At 61.4% G+C, this 22821-nt stretch carries 21 protein-coding genes; 12 read left to right on the top strand and 9 right to left on the bottom strand.

Annotated features, from left to right (window positions below):
• Positions 1–3 precede the first annotated feature (3 nt).
• Positions 4–615 (top strand): flavin reductase family protein, encoded by a 612-nt coding sequence (locus N2597_RS13700; RefSeq protein ID WP_183597181.1) that lies wholly within the window; start codon positions 4–6, stop codon positions 613–615.
• A gap of 88 nt (positions 616–703) precedes the next feature.
• Positions 704–1198 carry a heme-degrading domain-containing protein gene (locus N2597_RS13695; RefSeq protein WP_096763362.1) on the top strand — a complete coding sequence of 165 codons (495 nt, stop codon included), beginning with the start codon at positions 704–706 and terminating at the stop codon, positions 1196–1198.
• 64 nt (positions 1199–1262) lie between these two features.
• On the opposite strand, the gene N2597_RS13690 is transcribed toward N2597_RS13695, so the two are convergent.
• Complete coding sequence (locus tag N2597_RS13690; protein WP_183597183.1) at positions 1263–2522, bottom strand: AGE family epimerase/isomerase; 1260 nt, start codon at positions 2520–2522, stop codon at positions 1263–1265.
• A gap of 169 nt (positions 2523–2691) precedes the next feature.
• On the opposite strand from N2597_RS13690, the gene metH reads away from it, so the two are divergent.
• The 3 genes from metH to N2597_RS13675 all read left to right on the top strand — a co-directional run bounded on the left by metH (position 2692) and on the right by N2597_RS13675 (position 7293).
• Positions 2692–6465, top strand: coding sequence for a methionine synthase (metH, locus tag N2597_RS13685; protein WP_183597185.1), 3774 nt, complete (start codon positions 2692–2694; stop codon positions 6463–6465).
• 196 nt (positions 6466–6661) lie between these two features.
• Positions 6662–6895: a type II toxin-antitoxin system Phd/YefM family antitoxin gene (locus N2597_RS13680; protein ID WP_077991917.1), complete on the top strand. Its 234-nt coding sequence runs from the start codon at positions 6662–6664 to the stop codon at positions 6893–6895.
• The gene (locus N2597_RS13675) at positions 6892–7293 is read left to right on the top strand and encodes a type II toxin-antitoxin system VapC family toxin (RefSeq protein ID WP_183597188.1); all 402 of its coding nucleotides are present in this window, start codon (positions 6892–6894) and stop codon (positions 7291–7293) included. The genes N2597_RS13680 and N2597_RS13675 overlap by 4 nt, the downstream gene beginning before the upstream one ends.
• Positions 7294–7296: 3 nt before the next feature.
• On the opposite strand, the gene N2597_RS13670 is transcribed toward N2597_RS13675, so the two are convergent.
• The 3 genes from N2597_RS13670 to N2597_RS13660 form a co-directional block, all read right to left on the bottom strand.
• Positions 7297–8061, bottom strand: a complete 765-nt coding sequence (locus tag N2597_RS13670; protein WP_038690214.1) for a GntR family transcriptional regulator — start codon at positions 8059–8061, stop codon at positions 7297–7299.
• Positions 8058–8942, bottom strand: a complete 885-nt coding sequence (locus tag N2597_RS13665; RefSeq protein ID WP_106795422.1) for a glucosamine kinase nucleotide-binding domain-containing protein — start codon at positions 8940–8942, stop codon at positions 8058–8060. Before N2597_RS13665 ends, N2597_RS13670 begins: the two co-directional genes overlap by 4 nt.
• A gap of 150 nt (positions 8943–9092) precedes the next feature.
• Positions 9093–9257 carry a hypothetical protein gene (locus N2597_RS13660; RefSeq protein ID WP_164519043.1) on the bottom strand — a complete coding sequence of 55 codons (165 nt, stop codon included), beginning with the start codon at positions 9255–9257 and terminating at the stop codon, positions 9093–9095.
• Between the two features lie 213 nt (positions 9258–9470).
• Between N2597_RS13660 and N2597_RS13655 the strand changes: the two genes are divergently transcribed.
• From N2597_RS13655 to N2597_RS13635, 5 genes are all read left to right on the top strand, one after another.
• Positions 9471–10730, top strand: a complete 1260-nt coding sequence (locus tag N2597_RS13655; RefSeq protein ID WP_077991921.1) for an ABC transporter substrate-binding protein — start codon at positions 9471–9473, stop codon at positions 10728–10730.
• Between the two features lie 219 nt (positions 10731–10949).
• Positions 10950–11897: a carbohydrate ABC transporter permease gene (locus N2597_RS13650; RefSeq protein WP_096770408.1), complete on the top strand. Its 948-nt coding sequence runs from the start codon at positions 10950–10952 to the stop codon at positions 11895–11897.
• A 9-nt stretch (positions 11898–11906) separates the two neighbouring features.
• Positions 11907–12746 carry a carbohydrate ABC transporter permease gene (locus N2597_RS13645; RefSeq protein WP_096770409.1) on the top strand — a complete coding sequence of 280 codons (840 nt, stop codon included), beginning with the start codon at positions 11907–11909 and terminating at the stop codon, positions 12744–12746.
• Positions 12747–12787: 41 nt separating this feature from the next.
• The gene (locus tag N2597_RS13640) at positions 12788–13801 is read left to right on the top strand and encodes a Gfo/Idh/MocA family protein (protein ID WP_210281867.1); all 1014 of its coding nucleotides are present in this window, start codon (positions 12788–12790) and stop codon (positions 13799–13801) included.
• Between the two features lie 10 nt (positions 13802–13811).
• A complete protein-coding gene (locus N2597_RS13635) occupies positions 13812–14813 on the top strand; it encodes an ABC transporter ATP-binding protein (RefSeq protein ID WP_183597190.1) in 1002 nt (333 codons plus the stop codon).
• A 333-nt stretch (positions 14814–15146) separates the two neighbouring features.
• Here N2597_RS13635 and N2597_RS13630 read toward each other — a convergent pair whose 3' ends face one another.
• From N2597_RS13630 to N2597_RS13610, 5 genes are all read right to left on the bottom strand, one after another.
• Complete coding sequence (locus N2597_RS13630) at positions 15147–16208, bottom strand: ABC transporter ATP-binding protein (RefSeq protein WP_038690199.1); 1062 nt, start codon at positions 16206–16208, stop codon at positions 15147–15149.
• A gap of 12 nt (positions 16209–16220) precedes the next feature.
• Positions 16221–17009: an ABC transporter permease gene (locus N2597_RS13625; RefSeq protein WP_077993076.1), complete on the bottom strand. Its 789-nt coding sequence runs from the start codon at positions 17007–17009 to the stop codon at positions 16221–16223.
• Positions 17006–17899, bottom strand: a complete 894-nt coding sequence (locus N2597_RS13620) for an ABC transporter permease (RefSeq protein WP_038690195.1) — start codon at positions 17897–17899, stop codon at positions 17006–17008. Before N2597_RS13620 ends, N2597_RS13625 begins: the two co-directional genes overlap by 4 nt.
• A 71-nt stretch (positions 17900–17970) precedes the next feature.
• Positions 17971–19074: an ABC transporter substrate-binding protein gene (locus N2597_RS13615; protein ID WP_009995026.1), complete on the bottom strand. Its 1104-nt coding sequence runs from the start codon at positions 19072–19074 to the stop codon at positions 17971–17973.
• A 187-nt stretch (positions 19075–19261) separates the two neighbouring features.
• Positions 19262–20134, bottom strand: a complete 873-nt coding sequence (locus N2597_RS13610; RefSeq protein ID WP_077993073.1) for a MurR/RpiR family transcriptional regulator — start codon at positions 20132–20134, stop codon at positions 19262–19264.
• A gap of 168 nt (positions 20135–20302) precedes the next feature.
• Here N2597_RS13610 and N2597_RS13605 point away from each other — a divergent pair, with 168 nt between their 5' ends.
• Both N2597_RS13605 and N2597_RS13600 read left to right on the top strand, forming a co-directional pair.
• Entirely contained in the window at positions 20303–21073 is a 771-nt protein-coding gene (locus N2597_RS13605; protein WP_077993070.1) for an N-formylglutamate amidohydrolase, read from the top strand.
• A gap of 119 nt (positions 21074–21192) precedes the next feature.
• A complete protein-coding gene (locus tag N2597_RS13600) occupies positions 21193–22749 on the top strand; it encodes an amino acid permease (protein ID WP_077993109.1) in 1557 nt (518 codons plus the stop codon).
• Positions 22750–22821: the final 72 nt, after the last annotated feature.

Raw genomic sequence — 22821 nt, 5'->3', positions numbered from 1 at the left:
GCCATGGCCGTTTCCTTCGACTTCAAAGAGCTATCCGAGCGCGAGCGCTACAAGCTGATGATCGGCACGATCATTCCGCGGCCGATCGCGCTGGTGACGACGGTCGACGAGCACGGTCGGATCAACGCCGCCCCCTTCAGCTTTTTCAATTGCCTTTCGGCCGATCCGCCGATTCTGGCGATCGGCGTCGAGAACAATGCCGATATGTCGTTCAAGGACACCGGCCACAATATCCGCATGACCGAGGTTTTTACGGTCAACATCGTCTCCTTCGCCATCGCCGAGGCGATGCATGTCTGCGGCGCCCGCTATCCGCGCGGCGTCGACGAACTGAAGCAAGCCGGATTGACGGCGATGCCGGGCGAGAGGGTGGCGTCACCCTATATCGCCGAGGCGCCGGCCGCCTTCGAATGCCGGCGGCATGTGACGCTGGAGCTCGGCCGCTCCAGGCAGATCATCATGGGCGAGATCGTCTATGCGCATTACCGCGACGGCGTTGTCGATCCGCAAAGGCTGCATGTCGATCCGGCCGCGATCGACGCCATTGCGCGGCTCGGCGGCGATACTTGCGCCACAACACGCGACCGTTTTGAGATGCTGACGCCGAAGCTCTGACATCAGGGCAGGTCCAAGTTTTGCTTTACATTTTCGCCTCCGGCGAGAATGGTCTGCACGGATCATTGCGGCAGAGGAGCGCCTTATCATGACACTCGACGACGATCTCAACCGGATCGCGGAGCAGGAAAAAGCGCTGAGCTTCGATGCCTTCGACCTGACGACGGCATGGCAGCTCGGCAAACTCCTGCAGGAACTCGCCACCGAGCGCGGCCTCGGGGTCGCAATTGATGTGACCTTGCATTCGATGCCGGTCTTCTATGCCGCGCTGCCCGGTGTCACGCCCGACAACGTCAACTGGATCAGGCGCAAGCGCAACATGGTGCTGCGCTATTTCCGCAGCAGCTATGCCTCCGGCCTGAAGCTCAGAAAGGACGGCAAGACCGTCGAGGATAACGGGCTTTCCGGTGACGATTACGCGCCGCATGGCGGCAGCTTCCCGATCAACGTCAAGGGCACCGGCTGCATCGGCGCCGTCACCGTCTCCGGCCTGCCGCAGCGCGACGACCACAATCTCGTGGTCGAAGCCTTGGCGTTGATGCTGGCGAAGGACCTGGACACGCTGCGGCTCGCTCCACTGTAACGCGGCCGAATCTGGCTGAACAATCCGAGCGCCGGCCTGCCGGCAATCGCTACTGAAACAGCCGTCAGAGCCTGCCGCCGGCCTCGGCAATGCCCTTCGTCAGGCTGCCGGTTGCCGGGAAGAGCGGGATTAGGCAGGCCTGCAGGGCGTGGTAGATATCGCCCTTGCCGGGGAAGAGCGAATGCGAGGGAACGAGGTCTTCCGTCAGTTCCTCGTGCCAGCCGCCGTTCCGGTGGTCGATGAAGGCGCGCTCGATGACGTTCCAGATCTTGCGGTAGCATTCCTCGTGGTAGTCGCTCGGCAGGTGCTCGTTGAGGAAGTGCGCCGCGGCAGCGCCCTCGCAGGCCGGCCACCAGAGCTTGTTGCGCTTGGCAGGCTTGTCGTCCCAGTCGAGCGTATAGAAGAAGCCGCCCTTGTCACTGTCCCAGCCGAGCGCCATCGACTGCTCGAACAGGGCCTTGGCCGCATCCGGCATCCATTCGATGCGTTTGCCGCCGAGCGCCCAGAGCTGCAGGATGAGGCGGGTCCATTCCAGCCAGTGGCCGGGCGTCGTGCCGGCCGGGCGGAACATTTCGTTCGGATGATAATATTGCTTGTCGAGCTTCCACTCGGCATCGAAATGTTCGGCGACGCGCCAGTCGACCGATCCAGCCGCTCGGCGGATGACGAGATCGGCGATGCTTTCGGCCTTGGTGAGGTATTCCTTGTCGCCGGTGGCTTCGAAGGCGGCCATCAGTGCTTCGGTCAGGTGCATGTTGGAATTCTGGCCGCGATAGGTGCCGCCGTCGAGCGGCTGCCAGTCGGCGGTGAATTCCTCGGCGATCGCCCCATGGCGCGGTTCCCAGAACCTGGTGTTGAGGATCTCGGTGATGTCGGCCAGCATGCCGTCGGCCAGCGGATGGCCGATCGTCTTGGCGGATGAGGCGGCGAGCAGCACGAAGGCGTGGCCGTAGCCCTGCTTGTTGCTGTCGACCGGACCATTATTGTCGAGCGACCAGAAATAGCCGCCATCCTCTAGGTCGCGGTGATGGTTCCAGAGATAGTCCATGCCGTGGTCGACGAGGTCGGCAGCACCCGGACGGCCGAGCAGCGCGCCGATGGCAAAACAATGCACGGCGCGCGCCGCAATATGGATGCTGCGGACCTGACCCTCGGCGTCGAGCGGCTTGCCGCTATCGTCGAGGTCGTAGAAGCCGCCCTTGGGATTGACCGAATTGTGCTGGAAGAAATCGAAGAGGCCGTTTGCCTGGTCGAGCAGCCAGGCGCGATGATAGGCGCGGCTCGTCCAGTTTCCAAGCGCGGCGTTGCCGGTTGCGGGTGCCATGATACTCCTCCGATTTGGTGGGCAATGCGTATCAATTGCCTATATAGAGGCCGTTCAAGCCTGTCATCTGGCGAGGCTTGCAAAGCACGAAATCGACAGGCATATATTGACATAAAGATATCTTTATGTGATTTGGACTGTCTGGTCTTACGACGTCAAGGAGCCTCCCGTGTTTGACAACCTCTTTGGTCCGGAAACGGGCAAGCGTGACGGCAATGAAGTTTTCGCAGCGCTGCGCAAAGCCGCCAGCGAGCGCATCCTCGTCCTCGACGGCGCCATGGGCACGCAGATCCAGGGGCTCGGCTATGACGAAGACCAGTTCCGCGGCACCCGCTTCATCGGCTGCGCCTGCCATCAGAAAGGCAATAACGACCTTCTGATCCTGACCCAGCCGGATGCGATCGAAGAGATCCATTACCGCTACGCCAAGGCCGGCGCCGATATTCTCGAGACCAACACCTTCTCCTCGACCCGCATCGCCCAGGCCGATTACGCGATGGAAAATGCGGTCTACGACCTCAACAAGGAGGGCGCCGAGATCGTCCGCCGCGCGGCTCTGCGCGCCGAGCGCGAGGACGGCCGCCGCCGTTTCGTCGCCGGCGCCATCGGTCCAACCAACCGCACCGCCTCGATCTCGCCCGATGTCAACAATCCCGGTTTCCGGGCCGTCACCTTCGACGATCTCAGGGAAGCTTATGGCGAGCAGATCGACGGTCTGATCGACGGCGGCGCCGACATTATCCTCATTGAAACGATCTTCGACACGCTGAACGCCAAGGCGGCGATCTTTGCGTGCGAAGAGCGCTTCGAAGCCAAGGGCGTGCGCCTGCCTGTGATGATCTCCGGCACGATCACCGACCTTTCCGGCCGCACGCTCTCCGGCCAGACGCCGTCGGCCTTCTGGAACTCGGTGCGCCACGCCAATCCCTTCACGATCGGGCTCAACTGCGCACTCGGCGCCAATGCGATGCGCCCGCATCTGCAGGAGCTTTCGGGTGTCGCCGACACCTTCATCTGCGCCTATCCGAACGCCGGCCTGCCGAACGAATTCGGCCAATATGACGAGACGCCGGAGCTGATGGCGGCGCAGATCGACAGCTTCGCCCGCGAAGGCCTGGTCAATATCGTCGGCGGCTGCTGCGGCTCGACGCCGGAACATATCCGGGCGATCGCCGAGACCGTTGCCAAGTACAAGCCGCGGCCGATTCCGGCGCACCGCCCCTTCATGTCGCTGTCCGGTCTCGAGCCCTTCGAGCTCACCAAGGACATCCCTTTCGTGAACGTCGGCGAGCGCACCAACGTCACCGGTTCGGCGAAGTTCCGCAAGCTGATCACCAATGCCGATTACACGGCAGCGCTCGATGTCGCCCGCGACCAGGTCGAGAACGGCGCCCAGGTGATCGACATCAACATGGACGAGGGCCTGATCGATTCCGAAAAGGCGATGGTCGAGTTCTTGAACCTGATCGCCGCCGAGCCCGACATCGCCCGCGTGCCCGTGATGATCGACAGCTCGAAATTCTCGATCATCGAAGCCGGCCTGAAGCGCGTCCAGGGCAAGGCGATCGTCAACTCGATCTCGCTGAAGGAAGGCGAGGAGAATTTCCTCGCCCAGGCGCGGCTGCTGCACAATTACGGCGCCGCCGTCGTTGTCATGGCCTTCGATGAGACGGGGCAGGCGGACAATTACGAGCGCAAGGTCGAGATCTGCACGCGCGCCTACAAGCTGCTGACCGAAAAGATCGGCTTCCCGCCCGAGGATATCATCTTCGACCCGAACATCTTCGCGGTGGCGACCGGCATCGAAGAGCACAATAATTACGGCGTCGATTTCATCGAGGCGACGCGGACGATCCGCGAGCGCATGCCGCTCGTGCATATTTCCGGCGGCGTCTCCAATCTGTCCTTCTCGTTCCGCGGCAATGAGCCGGTGCGCGAGGCGATGCACGCCGTGTTCCTCTACCACGCCATCCAGGCGGGCATGGACATGGGCATCGTCAATGCCGGCCAGCTTGCCGTCTACGACAATATCGATCCGGAACTGCGCGAGGCCTGCGAGGACGTGGTGCTGAACCGCCGGCCCGACGGCACCGAGCGGCTGCTCGAAGTGGCCGAGCGCTTCCGTGGCGCTGGTGCAAGGGAAGGCCGGGTGCAGGATCTCTCCTGGCGCGAATGGAGTGTCGAGAAGCGCCTCGAACACGCGCTAGTCAATGGCATCACCGAATATATCGAAGCCGATACCGAGGAGGCCCGCCAGCAGGCGGCGCGGCCGCTGCACGTCATCGAAGGGCCGCTGATGGGCGGCATGAATGTCGTCGGCGACCTCTTCGGCTCGGGTAAGATGTTCCTGCCGCAGGTGGTCAAGTCGGCGCGCGTGATGAAACAGGCTGTCGCCGTGCTGCTTCCTTACATGGAAGAGGAAAAGCGCCTCAATGGTGGTGACGACCGGAAATCGGCGGGCAAGATCCTGATGGCGACGGTCAAGGGCGACGTGCACGATATCGGCAAGAATATCGTCGGCGTCGTGCTCGCCTGCAACAATTACGAAATCGTCGACCTCGGTGTCATGGTGCCGGCGACGAAGATCCTCGAAACGGCGATCGCCGAAAAGGTCGATGTCATCGGCCTTTCCGGCCTGATCACGCCGTCGCTCGACGAGATGGTGCATGTCGCGGCCGAGATGGAGCGGCAGGGTTTCGAGATCCCGCTGCTGATCGGCGGCGCGACCACCAGCCGCGTGCATACGGCGGTGAAGATCCACCCAGGCTACAACAAAGGCCAGGCGATCTACGTCACCGACGCGAGCCGCGCCGTCGGTGTCGTCTCGGCGCTGCTGTCGCCGGAGACGCGCCAGGGCTATGTCGACGATACAAGAGCCGAATATGCCAAGGTGGCGGCCGCGCATGCGCGCAGCGAAGCCGAGAAGGTGCGGCTGCCATTGCCGCGGGCGCGTGAGAATGCCCATAAGATCGACTGGTCGGCCTACCAGCCGACGAAGCCGCAATTCTTCGGCACGCGAGTGTTCGAGGATTACGATCTGGCCGAACTTGCGCGATATATCGACTGGACACCGTTCTTTCAGACCTGGGAGCTGCGCGGCCGCTATCCCGCCATTCTCGAAGACGAGAAGCAGGGCGAGGCAGCGCGGGCGCTTTGGGCCGATGCGCAGGCGATGCTGAAGAAGATCATCGACGAGAAATGGTTCCGGCCGCGCGCCGTCATCGGCTTCTGGCCGGCCGGCGCCGTCGGCGACGACATTCGCCTGTTCACCGATGAAAGCCGCAGCAAGGAACTTGCGACTTTCTACACCTTGCGCCAGCAGCTTTCGAAGCGGGACGGACGGGCGAATGTGGCGCTCTCCGATTTTGTCGCGCCTGTCACAAGCGGCGTCGAGGACTATGTCGGCGGCTTCGTGGTGACGGCGGGCATCGAGGAGATCGCCATCGCCGAACGCTTCGAACGTGCGAACGACGACTATTCCTCGATCCTGGTCAAGGCGCTGGCCGACCGTTTTGCCGAAGCCTTCGCCGAGCGCATGCACGAGCAGGTGCGGCGCGAATATTGGGGCTATGCCAGGGATGAGCACCTCAGCAACGAGGATCTCATCGGCGAGGCCTATGCCGGCATCCGTCCGGCGCCAGGCTATCCCGCTCAGCCCGACCACACCGAGAAGAAGACGCTGTTCAAGCTGCTCGATGCGGAACATACCGCAGGCGTGAAGCTGACGGAAAGCTATGCGATGTGGCCGGGCTCCTCCGTCTCCGGTCTCTATATCGGCCACCCCGACTCCTATTATTTCGGCGTCGCCAAGGTGGAGCGCGATCAGGTGGAAGACTATGCCAAGCGCAAGGGTATGGAAGTTTCCGAAGTCGAGCGCTGGCTCGGACCGGTGCTGAACTACGTGCCGCGCAAGGCGGACGAGGACATCGAGGACGCGGCCTGAGTGGCGAGTCTTCGCAGCCGCTTGAGGCGGCGCGCTGAGGAACTGATTTAATGAATGAAAGCCGGGAAGTGATTCACTTTCCGGCTTTATTATTTTGATATGGTTCAATAGTCATCCGCCTTTGGGGTTTTCGAATTCGGTGGCGGAATTCATGGTGAGATGATATGATTAGCTAAGTTAGCTAATGAGGGCTGCGATGCAGGTTACCATTCATGCCGCGAAGACCAATCTGTCGAAGTTGATCGACGCCGCTCTTTCCGGTGAGGAAGTGGTGATCGCCAAAGGGCACAAGCCCGTGGTGAAGATCATTCCGATTGCGCAATCTTCCTTCAAGATCGGTCTGCTCAAGGGACAGGTTGCTGGAAATGGGCCGGAGTTTTTCGAGCCCATGGATGAAAGCGATCTTGCTGCCTGGGAAGGGGTCGAGTGAATTCGCTTCTGCTCGACACCCATGCCTGGGCATGGTCGCTGACCGGCGACGAGCGGCTCTCGGCCAAGGCGGTCGCTCTGATCGAAAAGGCGGAGACTATTCTCGTCAGCGCGATATCCCTTTTTGAAATCGGGCAGAAGGTCCGTCTCGGCAAATGGCCAGACATGGAGCCTTTCATCGGCCGGCTGCCGGAACTGTTGCAGGAGCAGGGTGGCATTACCGCGGGCCTGACACCGGAAATCTGTCTGGCTGCAGCCATGATGGACTGGACGCATCGCGATCCGTTCGACCGACTTCTTGCTGCGACCGCCATGCAGAATGGGATACCGATTATCTCCGCCGATACGGTCTTCGACGAACTCGCCGGAAACCAGTTTTGGATCGCCCGCTTCTGGTAGGGCCTACGTCACTCCGATCGTTAGCTCGGCAACAAAATCATAGGCGTCGCCACGATAGAGCGAGCGGGTGAATTCCACGGCGCGGCCGGAGCCGAGATAGGAAATGCGCTCGATCGACAGGCCGGCGGCGCCGACGGGGACGCCGAGAAGCTGGGCGTCGGCTTCCTTCATGTTGGTTGCCGAAATGCGCTGCACGGCGCGCACCGGGCGGACCTGGAGGCGTTCGAGCTCGGCGTAGAGCGAATTGGTGACGACGGACGGATCGGGCAGGAATTCGCCGGAGACACTGGCATTCTCGATCGCCAGCGGCTGGTCGTCGGCGATGCGCAGGCGCGACAGGCGCGACACCTTCACGTCGGTGCCGAGACCGAGAATCATCATCTCGTCGGGCGAGGGGGTATGGACACCCTTGTGCAGCCATTCGGAGCGGGAGGTCATGCCGCGGCGCGCCATGTCCTCGGTGAAGGACGTGAGCTGCGACAGGCGCTGCTCGACCTTTGAAACCGGTTTGGCGACGAAGGTGCCGGAGCCGTGGCGGCGCACCAAAAGGCCGTCGGCGACGAGTTCGTCGATCGCCTTGCGCACAGTAACACGGCTGACGGCGGCAAATTCGGCGATATCGCGTTCCGGCGGCAGCGCATCGCCGTGACCAAGCGTGCCGGAGCGTACGGCCTCTTCGAGGGTGCGGCGGAGTTTGACGTAGAGCGGGCCGGTCCCGGCGGCCTGCAGGCGCTGCAGGGACAGGAGGGTAGCGAGGTCGTCGGTCATGCCGCCCCTCTCTGCCGGTCGTTCAAAAGCTTGACGGCAAGTTCCACCGCACCCTGCAGGGCATCGCCCTTGGGGCTGGCAAGCCGCGATCTGTAACGTTCGGAAAGCCACGGCTCATAGGCTCCGGCAAGGCCGCCGAGCAGGCAGATCGACGGACATTCGGGCCAGAGCAGTGCGTCAAGGCTTTCGCCGATCGCCGTTGCGGCATCCGTGACGATGCCAACCGCGACGGTATCGCCCTTAGCCGCATGGTCGAAGATAACAGGCGCATAGCGAGCAAAATCCGTCGGTCTTGCCGAATGCGCGAATTCGACGATGCGTTCCGGATCGTTGCCGTATTCGCTCATCAGCGCTTCGGTGATCGCAGAAGCCGGGCGCACGCCGTCATGGGCGAGCAGTGATCGTTCCATGAGATCGCGGCCGAGGCGGGCGCCGCTCGCCTGGTCGCCGACGACGAAGCCCCAACCGCCGATGCCGTTCAGCCGGCCATTCCTACGGGCATTGTAGACCGAGCCGGTGCCGAAGGCGCCGACGATGCCGTCGGAGTTGCCGAGCGCGCCCTGCAGGGCGATCAGCGCATCCGTGACGACGCGGCCTTCGGCAAAGGGCAGGGCCTTTTCGATTCGCTCGCCGTAATCCGTGACATTGGCGCCGGCGACGCCAACGACTGAGGCAACCGACGAGATCGTTTCATCGGCAAGCCCGGCGTCGCGCAACGCCTGCCGAGCGGATTCGACGATGTTGAGAAGAGAGTTTTCCAGGTCGGACAGGATGTTAGCCGGGCCTGCTTTGCCGCGGCCGATGATGTTGCCGTTTCTGTCTGCGACCGCGGCCCGGCAACTCGTTCCGCCGCCGTCTATGCCGATTGCAAGCTCCGTCATCGGGCCTCCGATTATGCCGTTCCCCGTGTTTTTTCATACAATACCAAAAAAATACCATTTACCAAGTAGGAAAGATGGAGAAAATTCGTCTTTTTATCATGTTGATTTTATTGACTAAAATTTTTTAATGAATTTTTGGAGGGCGAAAAGTTAAAATCGACTGGACAATTGGTATTTTTTTGGCCTTAATTCGGTAAAAGGGAACAGCACATCGAAGCCAACGAAAACCGGCAGCAAAGCCAAGCCGGCACCGCTTCGAAGATGATCGAGAACGATCCGCCGCCTGACAGGCTGGTGGCGAAGTTCAGCATCCATCGGCTTTCCCGATCGATTTTGCCGCGCCCGATGCAGGTGATGGGGCAGCGCACAGTCCGGCCGCAAGCGATCCGCCTTTGCGTCCGTCGAGCTTTCGGGGCCGGCAGGTGCTGGCGGCCCTCCAAGAGGCGTTGGGTGTTTCCTCAAGCACGCCAACTGCTTGTTTCAGATCGAAAACAGCGCCTTGCGGCGCTCAAAACACAGGAGAGGGAAATGAAAAACACTGCTCTGAAAAGCCTGCTGCTTGCCTCCAGCCTGCTGACGTCGGCCGGTCTCGTGCATGCCGCCGACGTTACGCTGACAGTCGAAAGCTGGCGCAATGACGACCTGCAGATCTGGCAGGAGAAGATCATTCCGGCCTTCGAAGCGAAGAACCCGGGCATCAAGATCGTCTTCTCGCCGACCGCGCCGACCGAATACAACGCCTCGCTGAACGCCAAGCTCGATGCCGGCTCCGCAGGCGACATCATCACCTGCCGTCCGTTCGACGCCTCGCTCGAACTCTTCAACAAGAAGCAGCTCGCCGACATCACCAGCCTGCCCGGTATGGAGAACTTCTCTCCAGTCGCCAAGGCCGCCTGGACGACCGACGACGGCAAGTCGACCTTCTGCGTACCGATGGCATCGGTCATCCATGGCTTCATCTACAACAAGGATGCCTTCGACAAGCTCGGCATCTCCGTGCCGAAGACCCAGGACGAGTTCTACGCAGCACTCGACAAGATCAAGGCCGATGGCACATACATCCCGCTCGCCATGGGCACGAAGGACCTCTGGGAAGCTGCGACCATGGGCTACCAGAACATCGGTCCGAACTACTGGAAGGGTGAAGAGGGCCGCCAAGCCCTGATTGCCGGTAAGCAGAAGCTGACCGATCCGGAATGGGTCAAGCCCTATGAGGAGCTTGCCAAGTGGAAGCCCTATCTAGGCGACGGCTTCGAAGCCCAGACCTACTCGGACAGCCAGAACCTCTTCACGCTCGGCCGGGCCGCGATCTATCCGGCCGGCTCGTGGGAAATCGCGCTGTTCAACACGCAGGCCCAGTTCAAGATGGGCGCTTTCCCGCCCCCGGTTCCGAAGGCCGGCGACCAGGGCTACATCTCCGATCATCCTGACATCGGCGTTGCCTTGAACGCGAAGAGCACGCATGCCGAGGAAGCCAAGAAATTCCTCAGCTGGGTCGCTTCGCCCGAATTCGCCGATATCTACGCCAACGCGCTGCCGGGCTTCTTCAGCCTGAACTCCAACCCGGTCAAGATGTCCGATCCGCTTGCTCAGGAATTCGTTTCCTGGCGCGGCCCGTACAAGTCGACCGTGCGCTCGACTTATCAGATCCTGTCGCGCGGCACGCCGAACCTCGAAAACGAGACCTGGGTCGAATCGGCCAACGTGATCAACGGCACCGATACGCCACAGGTTGCTGCCGAAAAGCTTCAGAAGGGCCTCGACAGCTGGTACAAGCCGGCCAAGTGATCTGATCAGGGGCGGCGTCTGCGGCCCCTCATCCGGCCTGCCGGCCACCTTCTCCCCGCTTGCGGGGAGAAGGAGACTCGCAGCGACCTCTCAGCCCGATATAGCATCCCCAGCAGGGCGTTGCCTCTCTTCCCAGTTGGAAGAGAGTTCAGGTGAGGCGCAAGATTTTCCATCTGCGTCCGCACGATTGCGGCCAGTCGACAAGAACAGGCAAGAGCCATGAGCAAAACCGACAACGCGATCGATATCGTCCCGATCAAGCGCCCGGTGCGCTGGCATATTTTCGTCTTCATGCTGCCGGCGGTGATCGTTTATTCCGCCGTCATGGTGCTGCCGCTGATCGAAACCCTCAGGCTTTCGCTCTACAATACGGTCGACGGTCAGCCTGCCTTCGTCGGGCTCGCGAATTTCAAGGTGCTGTTCGGAGATCCGCGCTGGGCGCGTGATTTCTGGAATGCGCTCGTCAACAACCTAATCTTCTTCGCCATCCATATGTGCGTGCAGAACCCGATCGGCATTGCGCTTGCTGCCCTGCTTTCGGTGCCGAAGCTGCGCGGCGTCGCCTTCTACCGCACGGCGATATTCCTGCCGACACTGCTTTCCTTCGTCATCGTCGGCTTCATCTGGAAGCTGATCCTGTCGCCGATCTGGGGCGTGGCGCCCTGGATGCTCGATCTCGTCGGGCTGAAATTCCTGTTCGCGCCCTGGCTCGGCAAGCCCGGCTCGGCGCTGATCGCCGTGTCGCTGATCTCGAACTGGCAGTATATCGGCATTCCAATGATGCTGATCTATGCCGCGCTTCTGAGCATCCCCGAAGAGGTGATCGAGGCGGCCGAATGCGACGGCATCACCGGCTGGGCGCAGTTCTGGAAAATCAAACTGCCGCTGATCCTGCCGGCGATCGGCATCATCTCGATCCTCACCTTCGTCGGCAATTTCAATGCCTTCGATCTGATCTACACCGTGCAGGGGGCGCTCGCCGGGCCCGACATGTCGACCGATATTCTCGGCACGCTGCTCTACCGCACCTTCTTCGGTTTCCAGCTGCAGCTCGGCGACCGATCGATGGGCGCGACGATCGCGACCGTGATGTTCCTTATCATCCTCGCCGGCGTCTCGCTTTATCTCTTCGTCATCCAGCGGCGCATGCGTCGCTACCAGTTCTGAGGAGCGCGCATGTCCACGGCACGCACATCTCCCATCCGCACCGGCCTCGTGCATCTGGCGCTCGGCGCCTATACGCTGGTCGCGCTGTTTCCGGTGTTCCTGACGATCGTCAACTCGTTCAAGGATCGCGCCTCGATCTTCCGCGCGCCGCTGATGATCCCGACGCCGTCGACCTTCAGCCTCGTCGGCTACCAGACGGTGCTGGGGCAGGGCGATTTTGCCACCTATTTTCAGAACAGCTTCATCGTGACCATTATCTCGATCCTGCTGGTGCTGCTGTTCGGCGCCATGGCGGCCTTCGCGCTGTCGGAATACCGTTTCCGCGGCAATGCGCTGCTCGGGCTCTATATGGCGATTGGCATCATGATCCCGATCCGCCTCGGTACGGTGGCAATCCTGCAGGGCATGGTGGCGGCCGGCCTCGTCAATACGCTGACGGCGCTGATCCTCGTCTATACCGCGCAGGGCATACCGCTGGCGATCTTCATCCTGTCGGAATTCATGCGCACGGTTTCGGACGATCTGAAGAATGCCGGTCGCATCGACGGGCTTTCCGAATACGCGATCTTCTTCCGCCTGGTGCTGCCGCTGGTGCGCCCTGCCATGGCGACGGTCGCAGTCTTCACGATGATCCCGATCTGGAACGACCTCTGGTTCCCGCTGATTCTCGCACCCTCCGAGGCCACCAAGACGGTAACGCTCGGCTCGCAGATCTTCATCGGCCAGTTCGTCACCAACTGGAATGCGGTGCTGGCGGCGCTGTCCCTGGCGATCCTGCCGATCCTGATCCTCTACGTCATCTTCTCGCGGCAGCTGATCCGCGGCATCACCTCGGGAGCCGTCAAGTGACCGAAAAACCGATCCGTGTCGTCGTTGCCGGCCTCGGCAATATGGGCCGCAGCCATGCGCTCGCCTATCACAACAATCCAGGTTTTGAGATCGTCGGTCTCGTCAACCGCTCGACGCCGAAGCTGGAGCCGGAGCTGCAGGCCTATACGATCCATCCCGACCTCACGACGGCGCTCGCCGCGCTGAAGCCGGACCTCTGCTCCATCAATACCTATTCCGACAGCCATGCCGATTATGCCGTCGCCGCCTTCGAGGCCGGCTGTCACGTCTTCGTCGAGAAGCCGCTGGCGACCACCGTCGCCGACGCCGAGCGTGTCGTGGCTGCGGCGACCAAGGCAGGGCGCAAGCTGGTGATCGGCTACATCCTCCGCCATCATCCGTCCTGGATGAAGCTGATCGAGGAAGCCCGCAAGCTTGGCCCACCTTACGTTTTCCGCATGAACCTTAACCAGCAGTCCAGCGGCCCGACCTGGGCGACGCACAAGTCGCTGATGCAGACGACCTCGCCGATCGTCGATTGCGGCGTGCATTATGTCGATGTCATGTGCCAGATCACCGATGCCAGGGCGGTCGAGGTGCGCGGCATGGGGCTGCGCCTCTCCGATGAGATCGCCGCCGACATGTACAATTACGGTCAGCTGCAGGTGCTCTTCGAGGACGGTTCTGTCGGCTGGTACGAGGCCGGTTGGGGGCCGATGATTTCGGAGACGGCCTTCTTCGTGAAGGACGTGATGTCGCCGAAGGGGGCGGTGTCGATCGTCATGGATCCGAACGCCAAGTCCGACGATATCGACACGCACACCAAGACTTCGGTGATCCGTCTGCATACGGCCGAGACCGGTCCGGACGGCAAATTCATCCGCCCCGACCAGGACATGAGGATGACGGGCGAGCCCGATCATCAGGCGCTCTGCGACCTGGAACAGGCCTTCATGCTGAGGGCGATCCGCGAGGATCTGAACCTCGATCGCCATATGGCGGATGCGGTGGCGTCGCTGCGCATCTGCCTTGCCGCCGACGAGAGCGTGCGCACCGGTCAGCCGGTCAGATTATAAGGGAAAACCAGTGGGATCGCTTCAACTCAAATCCATCCGCAAGACCTATGGCACGCATGAGGTGCTGAAGGGCATCGACCTCGAGGTCAAGGACGGCGAATTCGTCATCTTCGTTGGCCCGTCGGGCTGCGGGAAGTCGACACTTCTCCGCAGCATTGCGGGTCTGGAGGACGTCACCTCGGGCGCCGTCGTCATCAACGGCCGCGACGAGACGCTGACGCCGCCGGCCAAGCGCGGCATCGCCATGGTGTTCCAGTCCTATGCCCTCTATCCGCATCTGACGGTCAAGGACAATATGGGCCTCGGCCTCAAGCAGGCCGGTACGGCCAAGGGCGAGATCGACAAGCGCGTCAGCAAGGCCTCCGGCATGCTGTCGCTGGCGCCCTATCTGGCGCGCCGGCCGGCGGAACTCTCCGGCGGCCAGCGCCAGCGCGTTGCGATCGGCCGCGCCATCGTGCGCGAGCCGGAACTCTTCCTGTTCGACGAGCCGTTGTCGAACCTCGACGCCGCGTTGCGCGTCCAGACCCGCCTCGAAATCGCCCGGCTGCACCGCAGCCTGAAGGCGACGATGATCTACGTCACCCACGACCAGGTCGAGGCGATGACGCTGGCCGACAAGATCGTGGTGTTGAACGCCGGCACGATCGAGCAGATCGGTTCGCCGATGGAGCTTTACAACCGGCCGGCCAACGTCTTCGTCGCCGGATTTATCGGCTCGCCGCAGATGAATTTCATCGCGGGCGAGAAGGTCGGCGACCACAGCGCCAAGACGATCGGCGTGCGTCCCGAACACATGACGCTGTCACGCGAGCAGGGGACCTGGGCGGCGAAGGTCGTGCATGTCGAGCATCTCGGCGCCGACACGATCATCTATCTGGAATCCGACCAGTGCGGCCTGCTGACGGCGCGCCTCTTCGGCGAGCACCAGTACGAGCCCGACGAAATCGTCTATGCCACACCGGACCAAGCGCGCGTGCATCGTTTCGATGCGGACGATCGGGCGATCCGCTGAGTTTCTTCTTCTTCTCCCCAGTGGGGGTCCGAAGGACGGGTTGAGACCCGTGGCTCAACCCCGGTCAGTGGCCCGAAGGGTCAGATGAGGGGGCCGGACGGCACACCATTCATTGCCCTTCGCTCACGCTCCGTGCATTCGCGGCTTCGCCGCTCTCCCCCTCAACCGCCTGCCGGCACCTTCTCCCCGCCGGGGAGAACAGACGTGTGGCAGCGCCGTGGTCTCCCTTTTCCACGGTCGGATCAAATGAGTGGACGGTTGCCGTTTGCCGTGTCGCCCTGATAAAAAGGCGCCCCTTTCGAGGCGCCTTTTGCATGAACGGGATCGGTGAACTCAGTCGCGGATGACCAGCAGATCAGCCGCCATGAAGCGCAGCGTCACCGTTTCGCCGGCCTGCGGCGGGGTGACGCCGGGGCTGTTGAACATGTCGAAGGAGATGACGTTGCCGCCGACATTCATGCGGGTGCGGATGACCGAGCCGAGGAAGTGGGCCGAGACGACCTGGCCAGTCAGCGCCGTATCGCTTCTGGCGGTGTCGGAGAGCGAGCCCGCTTCCGGGCGCAGCGCCAGCGAGATGGTTTCGCCGGCCTTGTGGGCTGCGACCGACTGCTTCAGTGTGATCTTCTGATCGCCGATCTGGATGAGGTTAGCGTCGGGATCAACGACCTGGGCCTCGATAAGGTTCAGCGTGCCGACGAAAGAGGCGACGAAGCGCGTTGCCGGCTTGTTGTAGATCTCGAAGGGCGATCCGATCTGGTCGGCCTTGCCGGCATTCATCACCACGATGCGATCGGAGATCGACAAGGCTTCTTCCTGATCGTGGGTGACGAAAACGGTGGTGATGCCGAGCTGCTGCTGGATCTGGCGGATTTCCTCGCGCAGCGACACGCGGATCTTGGCATCGAGGGCCGACAGCGGCTCGTCGAGCAGCAGCACCTGCGGCTTGACAGCGAGCGCGCGAGCAAGTGCGACGCGCTGCTGCTGGCCGCCCGACAGCTGGTAGGGATAGCGGTCGGCCAGGTGATCAAGCTTGATCAGGCCGAGCATTTCCTTGACGCGGGCGTCGATTTCCGGCTTCGGGGCGCCAGCGACCTTGAGGCCGAAGGCGACGTTGTCGCGTACGGACATGTTGGGGAATAGCGCATAGGCCTGGAAGACCATGCCGATATTGCGCTGGTTCGGCTTCAGCGCACTCTGGTCCTTGCCGTTGATAGTCAGCGTGCCGCCGGTCGGCGTTTCGAAGCCGGCGATCATGCGCAGCACGGTCGTCTTGCCGCAGCCCGACGGCCCGAGGAAGGAGATGAATTCGCCCTTCTCAATGTTCATGTTGAAATTCTTGACCACCTGGACCGGGCCGAAGGATTTCTGGAGGTTGTTCAGTGTGAGAAAAGACATGAGCCGGATACCTTAAGCCTTTGCCGGGCGGGCTTTGCCGAAACGGGAAACGAGATTGAGCAGGCCCATGCTGAGCCAGGTGATCGAGAAGGCGATGACGGCGAGCGCCGAAGGCTCATAGGCCTTGTTGGCGCCGACAAGCTGCAGGTAAGGGCCGAAGGCCGGGCGGTTGAGCAGGGCGGCGAAGGTGAACTCGCCCATGACGATCGCCAGCGTGATGAAGGCGCCGGAGAGCACGCCGCTCATGACATTAGGGAAGATGCAGCGGAACATGATCGTCGTCCAGCGGGCGCCGAGGCTTTCGGCCGCCTCCGTCAGCGTGCGGACGTCGATGGCGCGCATGGCGGTATCGACGGCGCGGTACATGTAGGGCAGCGACAGAGTGATATAGGAGAAGACCAGCAGGGCGTTGGTGCCGGTCGTCGAACCCGTCAAGGGCAGGTAGGACGACGAGTTGTACATTCTGAGGTAGCCGAACACGATGACGATCGCGGGAATGACCAGCGGCAGCAGCGTGATGAATTCGACGACCGGGCGCATCTGCGGCAGCCGCAGCCGCACCCAATAGGCCGTCGGCACGACGAGCAGCATGCCGAAGATGATGGTCAGCAGCGCCATCAGCATGGAGTAGCCGAAGGTTTCGCGGAACTGAGCGTCCGAAAAGACCGACTGATAGGCATCTAAGCTGTATTCGCCGCGGCGCATGCGCAGCGAAAACTCGATCGTGCCGATCAGCGGAATGATGAAATAGGAAGCGCCGAGAATGATGGCGATCCAGGCGCCGAACCGTTGAGCTTTCATTTCTGCCACCGTTCGGCGCGCATGCGCAGCATGAGGTAAAGGACGTTGGAGACGCCTGTTATGACGATCATGCCGAGCGCGATAGCGTAACCAAGATTGGCATTGTGCAGAACATCGCCGCGGATCTGCGCGTAGAGCAGGATCGGCACGATGTTCAGCGAGCTGCCGGTCAGCGCAAAGGCGGTGGCGATGGCGCCGAAAGCATTGGCAAAGAGCAGCAACGTCGTGCCGAGCAGGCTCGGCCAGAGGATCGGGAGGGCAACCATCGTCCAATATTGGCGGTTGGTGGCGCCGAGAATCTCAGAGGCTTCGCGCCATTCCTTCTTCATGCCGTCGAGCGCGGGCGTCAGGATCAGCACCATCAACGGGATCTGGAAATACATATAAGTGAGGGTGAGGCCGAAGAAGGACAGCAGGTTGAAGCCGGTGCCGTAGAGGTTGAAGCCGAACCATTCTCTGAGGAACACCGTCACGAGGCCGGTGCGGCCGAGCGTTGCCAGGAAGGCGAAGGCGAGCGGCACGCCGGCGAAATTCGAGGCGACGCCGGAAAAGGTCAGCAGCGTCGAGCGCACCGAGGCGGGCAGGCCGCCGAGCACGACGGCCCAGGCGAGGAAGAAGCCGATCAGCGCGCCGCCGAGAGCGGACGCCACCGAGACCTTGATGCTGATCCAGTAGGCGCTCATGATCGATGGAGTAAAAAGATCGCCGATATTCTTCAGCGTGAAATCGCCCTCGGGCGTCAGGAATGCGCCCACCACGAGATAGAGCGTGGGGATGATCAGGAACAGCAGAGAAAAAATGATGAAGGGTGTAATGCCCAGCCAGTCGATCACGCGGTCTTTGTTGATCAAGGGGGCGCTGCTCACCATCGGCGTTGAAACGGTACTCATGAAAAGCTCATCCTGGGCATCGGAGTGAGAAAACCTCCCCGCCTTTAAGGGCGGGGAGGCCGGATCGGATTTTACTTAACGTTGGCGCCGACGACGCTATCCCAGTTCTTGGTGATGGTTTCCTTGCCGGCGGCCTGCTCTTCGAGCGTCGGGAAGACAGCCTTTTCATAGGCTGCTGCCGGCGGCAGCTTGTCGAGCAGTTCCTTCGGGATCTTGTTATTCTTGGCAAGATCGTTGAAGCGGATCGGGTGGCAATAGCCCTTCAGCCAACCGAGCTGACCTTCGTCGGAATAGAGATATTCCATCCAGAGCTTGGCAGCATTCGGGTGCGGAGCGAAGGCGGAGATTGCCTGGACGTAAACGCCGGCGACGACGCCCGTCTTCGGAACGACGACTTCGAACGGAGGATTGCCCTTCAGGCTTTCACCCCAGGACATCGCATTGTAGTCCCAGGCGATGATGATCGGCGTGGAGCCCTGTGCGAAGGGCGCAGCCTTGCCGACGACAGGTACGAAATTGCCGTTCTTGTTGAGCTCGGCGAAGAACTTCAGACCCTCTTCGCCCGCCTTGGCCGCGTCACCGCCGGATGCGGAGAGACCAGCTGCATAAACGCCCTGAACAGCCTGGTTGGCGCTGCGCGGATCGCCTGCGAGCGCGACGCTGTTTGCATAATCGCTCTTCTTCAGATCTGGCCAGTCGGCCGGCGATTCCTTGACGAGGTCCTTGTTCACAAGGAACGCGAGAACGCCGTAATAGTCGCCGTACCAGTAGCCTTCGGCATCCTTGGCACTATCCGGGATCGAATCCCAGGTAGAAACCTTGTAAGGCTGGATCAGGCCGTCTTTTTTGGCGGACGGGCCGAAGGAGAGGCCGACGTCGATGACATCGGGGGCCTGCGGGCCGGTGTTGCCCTTATTGGCCTTGATAGCTTCGATTTCGTCGCCCGAGCTTGCGTCCGGATTCAACTCGTTGACTTCGATACCGTACTTGGCCTTGAAGCCGGCGATAACGTCGCCATAGCCGCACCAGCTGTGCGGAAGAGCGATCGTGGTCAGCGTGCCTTCCTTCTTGGCAGCGGCGATAAGTTCTGCGCTCGGTTCAGCTGCGGCAATCGCGGTCGAAGCCACGATGATCGCAGTAGAAAGCGACAGCAGTCGAGAAATGTTAGAGATCACTGTTGTTCTCCTTCGGGTTTTCAGTGTCTGGCGATGCTGTTAATGAGCTTACATGAAGCTTGTGTGACGGCTGCATGACGGTGGTTTTGCATGAATAGCAGGCGCTTGTGACAGATGTTTCATTTGCGACAGCGCGGTCTGTTTCCGCAAAATCCGCCATTGTTTTTCCTCCCTTGGTCTTGTCCTCCTAGCCCGGTTTGCGGAAGAGTTTGCTCTGCTCGAACAAGCCCTCCAGTGTCTTCATGCGTTCCTTCGTCTCATCCCAGGTGGAGTTCTGAACGGCCTCGATCAGCGCCTCGACGATGAAAAGAGTGACGACGGAGGAATCCCAGGCCGAGGGCGCTTCGATCCGGACGCGGAAGGCGTGGCGGGCAAGTTTGGCGGCGGGTGAACCCCATTGATCGGTGAAGACGACGATTTCGGCGCCACGTTTTCGGGCGGCGGTGGCGAGGCTCACCATCTCCTGCTCGTAGCGGCGGATGTCGAAGATGATCAGAATGTCGCCGGCGTTCATGTTGAGGACATATTGCGGCCAACTGCTGGAATTCGCTGACAGCAGCGTCGTCGCCGGCCGGATGACCTGCATATGGGTGAAGAAATATTCGGCAAGCGCACCGGTGATGCGGCCGCCGACGAAATAGAGGCCGCGCTTGCGGTCGGAAAGCAGCGAAGCGACGCTGTCGAAGGTCGCAGTGTCGAGATCGGTCAGCGTCTGTCGCAGATTGCCCATGATGGCATCGGCGAAACGGTTGAGAATATGGGTGCCCGGCGCGTTCTGCGCCCAGCGATCGTGCTTGGCGATCGGGTTCGATATTGTCGCCTCGACCTCCAGATGCAGATGCGCCTGAAAGTCCGGATAGCCCTTGAAACCGAGCTTCTGCACCATGCGCACGACGGTCGGCGTCGAGACCCCGGCATTCTCGGCGATCGTGGTGATGCTGCCGAGGCCGGAAACCGGATAATTGTCGAGAAGGCTTTCGGCCAATTGCTTTTCAGCACGCGTCAACAGCCCGAAATGCGAGTGTATGACGTCCGAAACCGTCTTCGACGCAACTGTCACTTGATTGCTCCCCGGGATGGTCTGGCGCCATTTTCCCAATCGAAGTTAACAACGCTGTCACAATCCATGTCAACTACTGTCATGAAAAGAAATTTTCAGGGAATGCTTGACACTCGTCGGAACCTGAAGAATTCTTTTCTATAAGGAATTTGTTAAGGAGTGGTGCCTTTGGTGCTGGCCCGGCCGAAAATCCTCAGTGAAGCCGACGGCGATTGCGTCGGGATCGAACGCGCCGGCGGCCGGAGCCCGGTGCTGCTCGTCTGTGAGCATGCTTCGAACACGCTTCCCGTCCATTTCGGCGATCTTGGCCTGCCAGGCGAAGCACTCGCGAGCCATATTGCCTGGGATCCAGGGGCGCTTTCAGTCGCCCGCGGCATATCGCAGGGGCTCGATGCGACGCTCGTCTACCAGCGTTTCTCCCGGCTCATCTACGATTGCAACCGGCCGCCGAACTCGCCTGGGGCTATGCCTGAGAGAAGCGAGATCTATGCCATTCCCGGCAACAAGGATCTGACTGCCGAAGAACGGCTTGCGCGCACCGACGCGCTCTACGTGCCCTTTCACGACGCCGTTCGCGGGCTGATCCGCGATCGGCGGGCGAGGGGGCAGGACAGCGTCATCGTGACGATCCACAGCTTCACACCGGTCTATCACGGTCGCGATCGCGCGGTCGAGCTCGGCATATTGCACGATGAGGACAGCCGCCTTGCTGACCTGATGCTGAAGACTGCGGCCGAGGCGCCGCTTTACAGGACGGAACGCAACCAGCCTTACGGACCCGAGGATGGCGTGACCCACACGCTGATCCTGCACGGGCTTTCGAACGGCTTGCGCAATGTAATGATCGAGGTCCGCAACGACCTCATCGCAGACGATGTCGGCCAAGGGGTCATGGCCGACTATCTAAAAGGGCTGCTCCAGCAAAGCCTGGATGCCTGATAAAAAAGAAGACCCGAGGGAGCAGTCTAACTGCGAACGTCCGCACGGCGCAAATGCCGCGGGCAATTGGCACTGAACCGGGCCGCAATCCCGCGGCCGATCGTGAACAGGGGGAAGTCATGTCGGATTATTCCGAACTGGACAAGAAGCAGGATGTGCACATCCTGCATTCCATGGGCTATGCCCAGGAACTCGAACGACGCATGAGCTCGTTCTCGAACTTCGCCGTCTCATTTTCCATCATCTGCATTCTCTCCGGCGGCATCAATTCGCTGGCGCAGGCGACCTCCGGTGCCGGCGGAGCGGCCATCGGCATCGGCTGGCCAGTGGGATGCTTCATCTCGCTCGTCTTCGCCGTCGCCATGGCGCAGATCAGCTCGGCCTATCCGACGGCCGGCGGCCTCTATCACTGGGGCTCGATCCTCGGCAACCGCTTCACCGGCTGGCTGACCGCATGGTTCAACCTGCTCGGCCTCGTCACCGTGCTCGGCGCCATCAATGTCGGCACCTATTATTTCTTCATGGGGTCGTTCGGCACCAGCTATCTCGGGCTGACCGATTCGACGACGGTGCGCATCATCTTCCTGGTGATCATCACCGGCGCGCAGGCGCTGGTGAACCATATGGGCATCGGATTGACCGCGAAGCTGACCGACTTTTCGGGTTATCTCATCTTCGCGACGTCGATCGCTCTGGCGGCCGTCTGCCTCATCGCGGCGCCCTCCTACGAGATCAGCCGTCTCTTCACCTTCGCCAACTATTCCGGTGAAGCCGGCGGCAACGTCTGGCCCTCCAATTCGGGCGCCTGGGTCTTCCTTCTCGGCCTGCTGCTGCCGATCTACACCATCACCGGTTACGACGCTTCGGCACATACGTCGGAAGAGACGGTCAAGGCCGCCGAGTCGGTGCCGCGCGGCATGGTCGCCTCGGTGCTCTGGTCGGCGCTTTTCGGCTACATCATGCTGTGCGCCTTCGTGCTGATGCTGCCGAACATGGACGACGCGGCAAAACAGGGCTGGAACGTGTTCTTCTGGGCGATGGACAGCCAGGTCAACCCTGTTGTCAAGGACCTCCTCTATCTCGCGATCTTCATCAGCCAGTGGCTGTGCGGCCTTGCCACCGTCACTTCGGTCTCCCGCATGATCTTCGCCTTCTCGCGTGACGGCGGCCTGCCGGCGTCTAAGGCGCTGTCGAAGGTCAGCCCGCAGTACCGCACGCCGGTTGCTGCGATTTGGACCGGCTCGATCCTGTCGGTGCTGTTCGTCTGGGGCTCTTCGCTCGTCACGATCGGTGAAACGCCGGTCTATACGATCGTCGTCTCGTGCACGGTCATCTTCCTGTTCTTCTCCTTCGCGATTCCGATCACACTCGGCCTATTCGCCTGGGGTACGTCGAAATGGGACAAGATGGGCCCGTGGAACCTCGGCGAGGGCGTCTTCAAGTTGTTTGCGGTGCTGACGATCATCGCGATGATCCTGATCTTCATTCTCGGCATTCAGCCGCCGAACGAATGGGCGCTCTATATCACCGTCGGCTTCCTCGTGGTCACCGGGATCGTCTGGTTCGGCTTCGAGAGCCGCCGCTTCAAGGGGCCGCCGATCGGCGCCGAAGTGGCAAAGCGCCAGGCCGAAATAGCTGCGGCCGAAGCGGCCGTCGGCGAAAGCGGCGAACGCTAAGCATCGAAGCTTCCCTCTGAATGGCTGGGCCGCCTCGGCGGCCCAGCCACCGGGCAACGAAATGGCATCGGG

The organism is Rhizobium sophoriradicis (genome assembly GCF_025200795.1).
Taxonomy (GTDB): domain Bacteria; phylum Pseudomonadota; class Alphaproteobacteria; order Rhizobiales; family Rhizobiaceae; genus Rhizobium; species Rhizobium sophoriradicis.
Note: the sequence above shows the minus strand (reverse complement) of the source record. Positions and strands in the feature narration are given on the sequence as shown.

Coding starts and splice junctions, on each gene's coding strand:
- N2597_RS13700 (WP_183597181.1), top strand. CDS start 4: ATGGCCGTTTCCTTCGACTTCAAAGAGCTATCCGAGCGCGAGCGCTAC.
- N2597_RS13695 (WP_096763362.1), top strand. CDS start 704: ATGACACTCGACGACGATCTCAACCGGATCGCGGAGCAGGAAAAAGCG.
- N2597_RS13690 (WP_183597183.1), bottom strand. CDS start 2,522: ATGGCACCCGCAACCGGCAACGCCGCGCTTGGAAACTGGACGAGCCGC.
- N2597_RS13680 (WP_077991917.1), top strand. CDS start 6,662: ATGCAGGTTACCATTCATGCCGCGAAGACCAATCTGTCGAAGTTGATC.
- N2597_RS13670 (WP_038690214.1), bottom strand. CDS start 8,061: ATGACCGACGACCTCGCTACCCTCCTGTCCCTGCAGCGCCTGCAGGCC.
- N2597_RS13665 (WP_106795422.1), bottom strand. CDS start 8,942: ATGACGGAGCTTGCAATCGGCATAGACGGCGGCGGAACGAGTTGCCGG.
- N2597_RS13660 (WP_164519043.1), bottom strand. CDS start 9,257: ATGGATGCTGAACTTCGCCACCAGCCTGTCAGGCGGCGGATCGTTCTC.
- N2597_RS13655 (WP_077991921.1), top strand. CDS start 9,471: ATGAAAAACACTGCTCTGAAAAGCCTGCTGCTTGCCTCCAGCCTGCTG.
- N2597_RS13650 (WP_096770408.1), top strand. CDS start 10,950: ATGAGCAAAACCGACAACGCGATCGATATCGTCCCGATCAAGCGCCCG.
- N2597_RS13645 (WP_096770409.1), top strand. CDS start 11,907: ATGTCCACGGCACGCACATCTCCCATCCGCACCGGCCTCGTGCATCTG.
- N2597_RS13640 (WP_210281867.1), top strand. CDS start 12,788: ATGGGCCGCAGCCATGCGCTCGCCTATCACAACAATCCAGGTTTTGAG.
- N2597_RS13630 (WP_038690199.1), bottom strand. CDS start 16,208: ATGTCTTTTCTCACACTGAACAACCTCCAGAAATCCTTCGGCCCGGTC.
- N2597_RS13625 (WP_077993076.1), bottom strand. CDS start 17,009: ATGAAAGCTCAACGGTTCGGCGCCTGGATCGCCATCATTCTCGGCGCT.
- N2597_RS13620 (WP_038690195.1), bottom strand. CDS start 17,899: ATGAGTACCGTTTCAACGCCGATGGTGAGCAGCGCCCCCTTGATCAAC.
- N2597_RS13600 (WP_077993109.1), top strand. CDS start 21,193: ATGTCGGATTATTCCGAACTGGACAAGAAGCAGGATGTGCACATCCTG.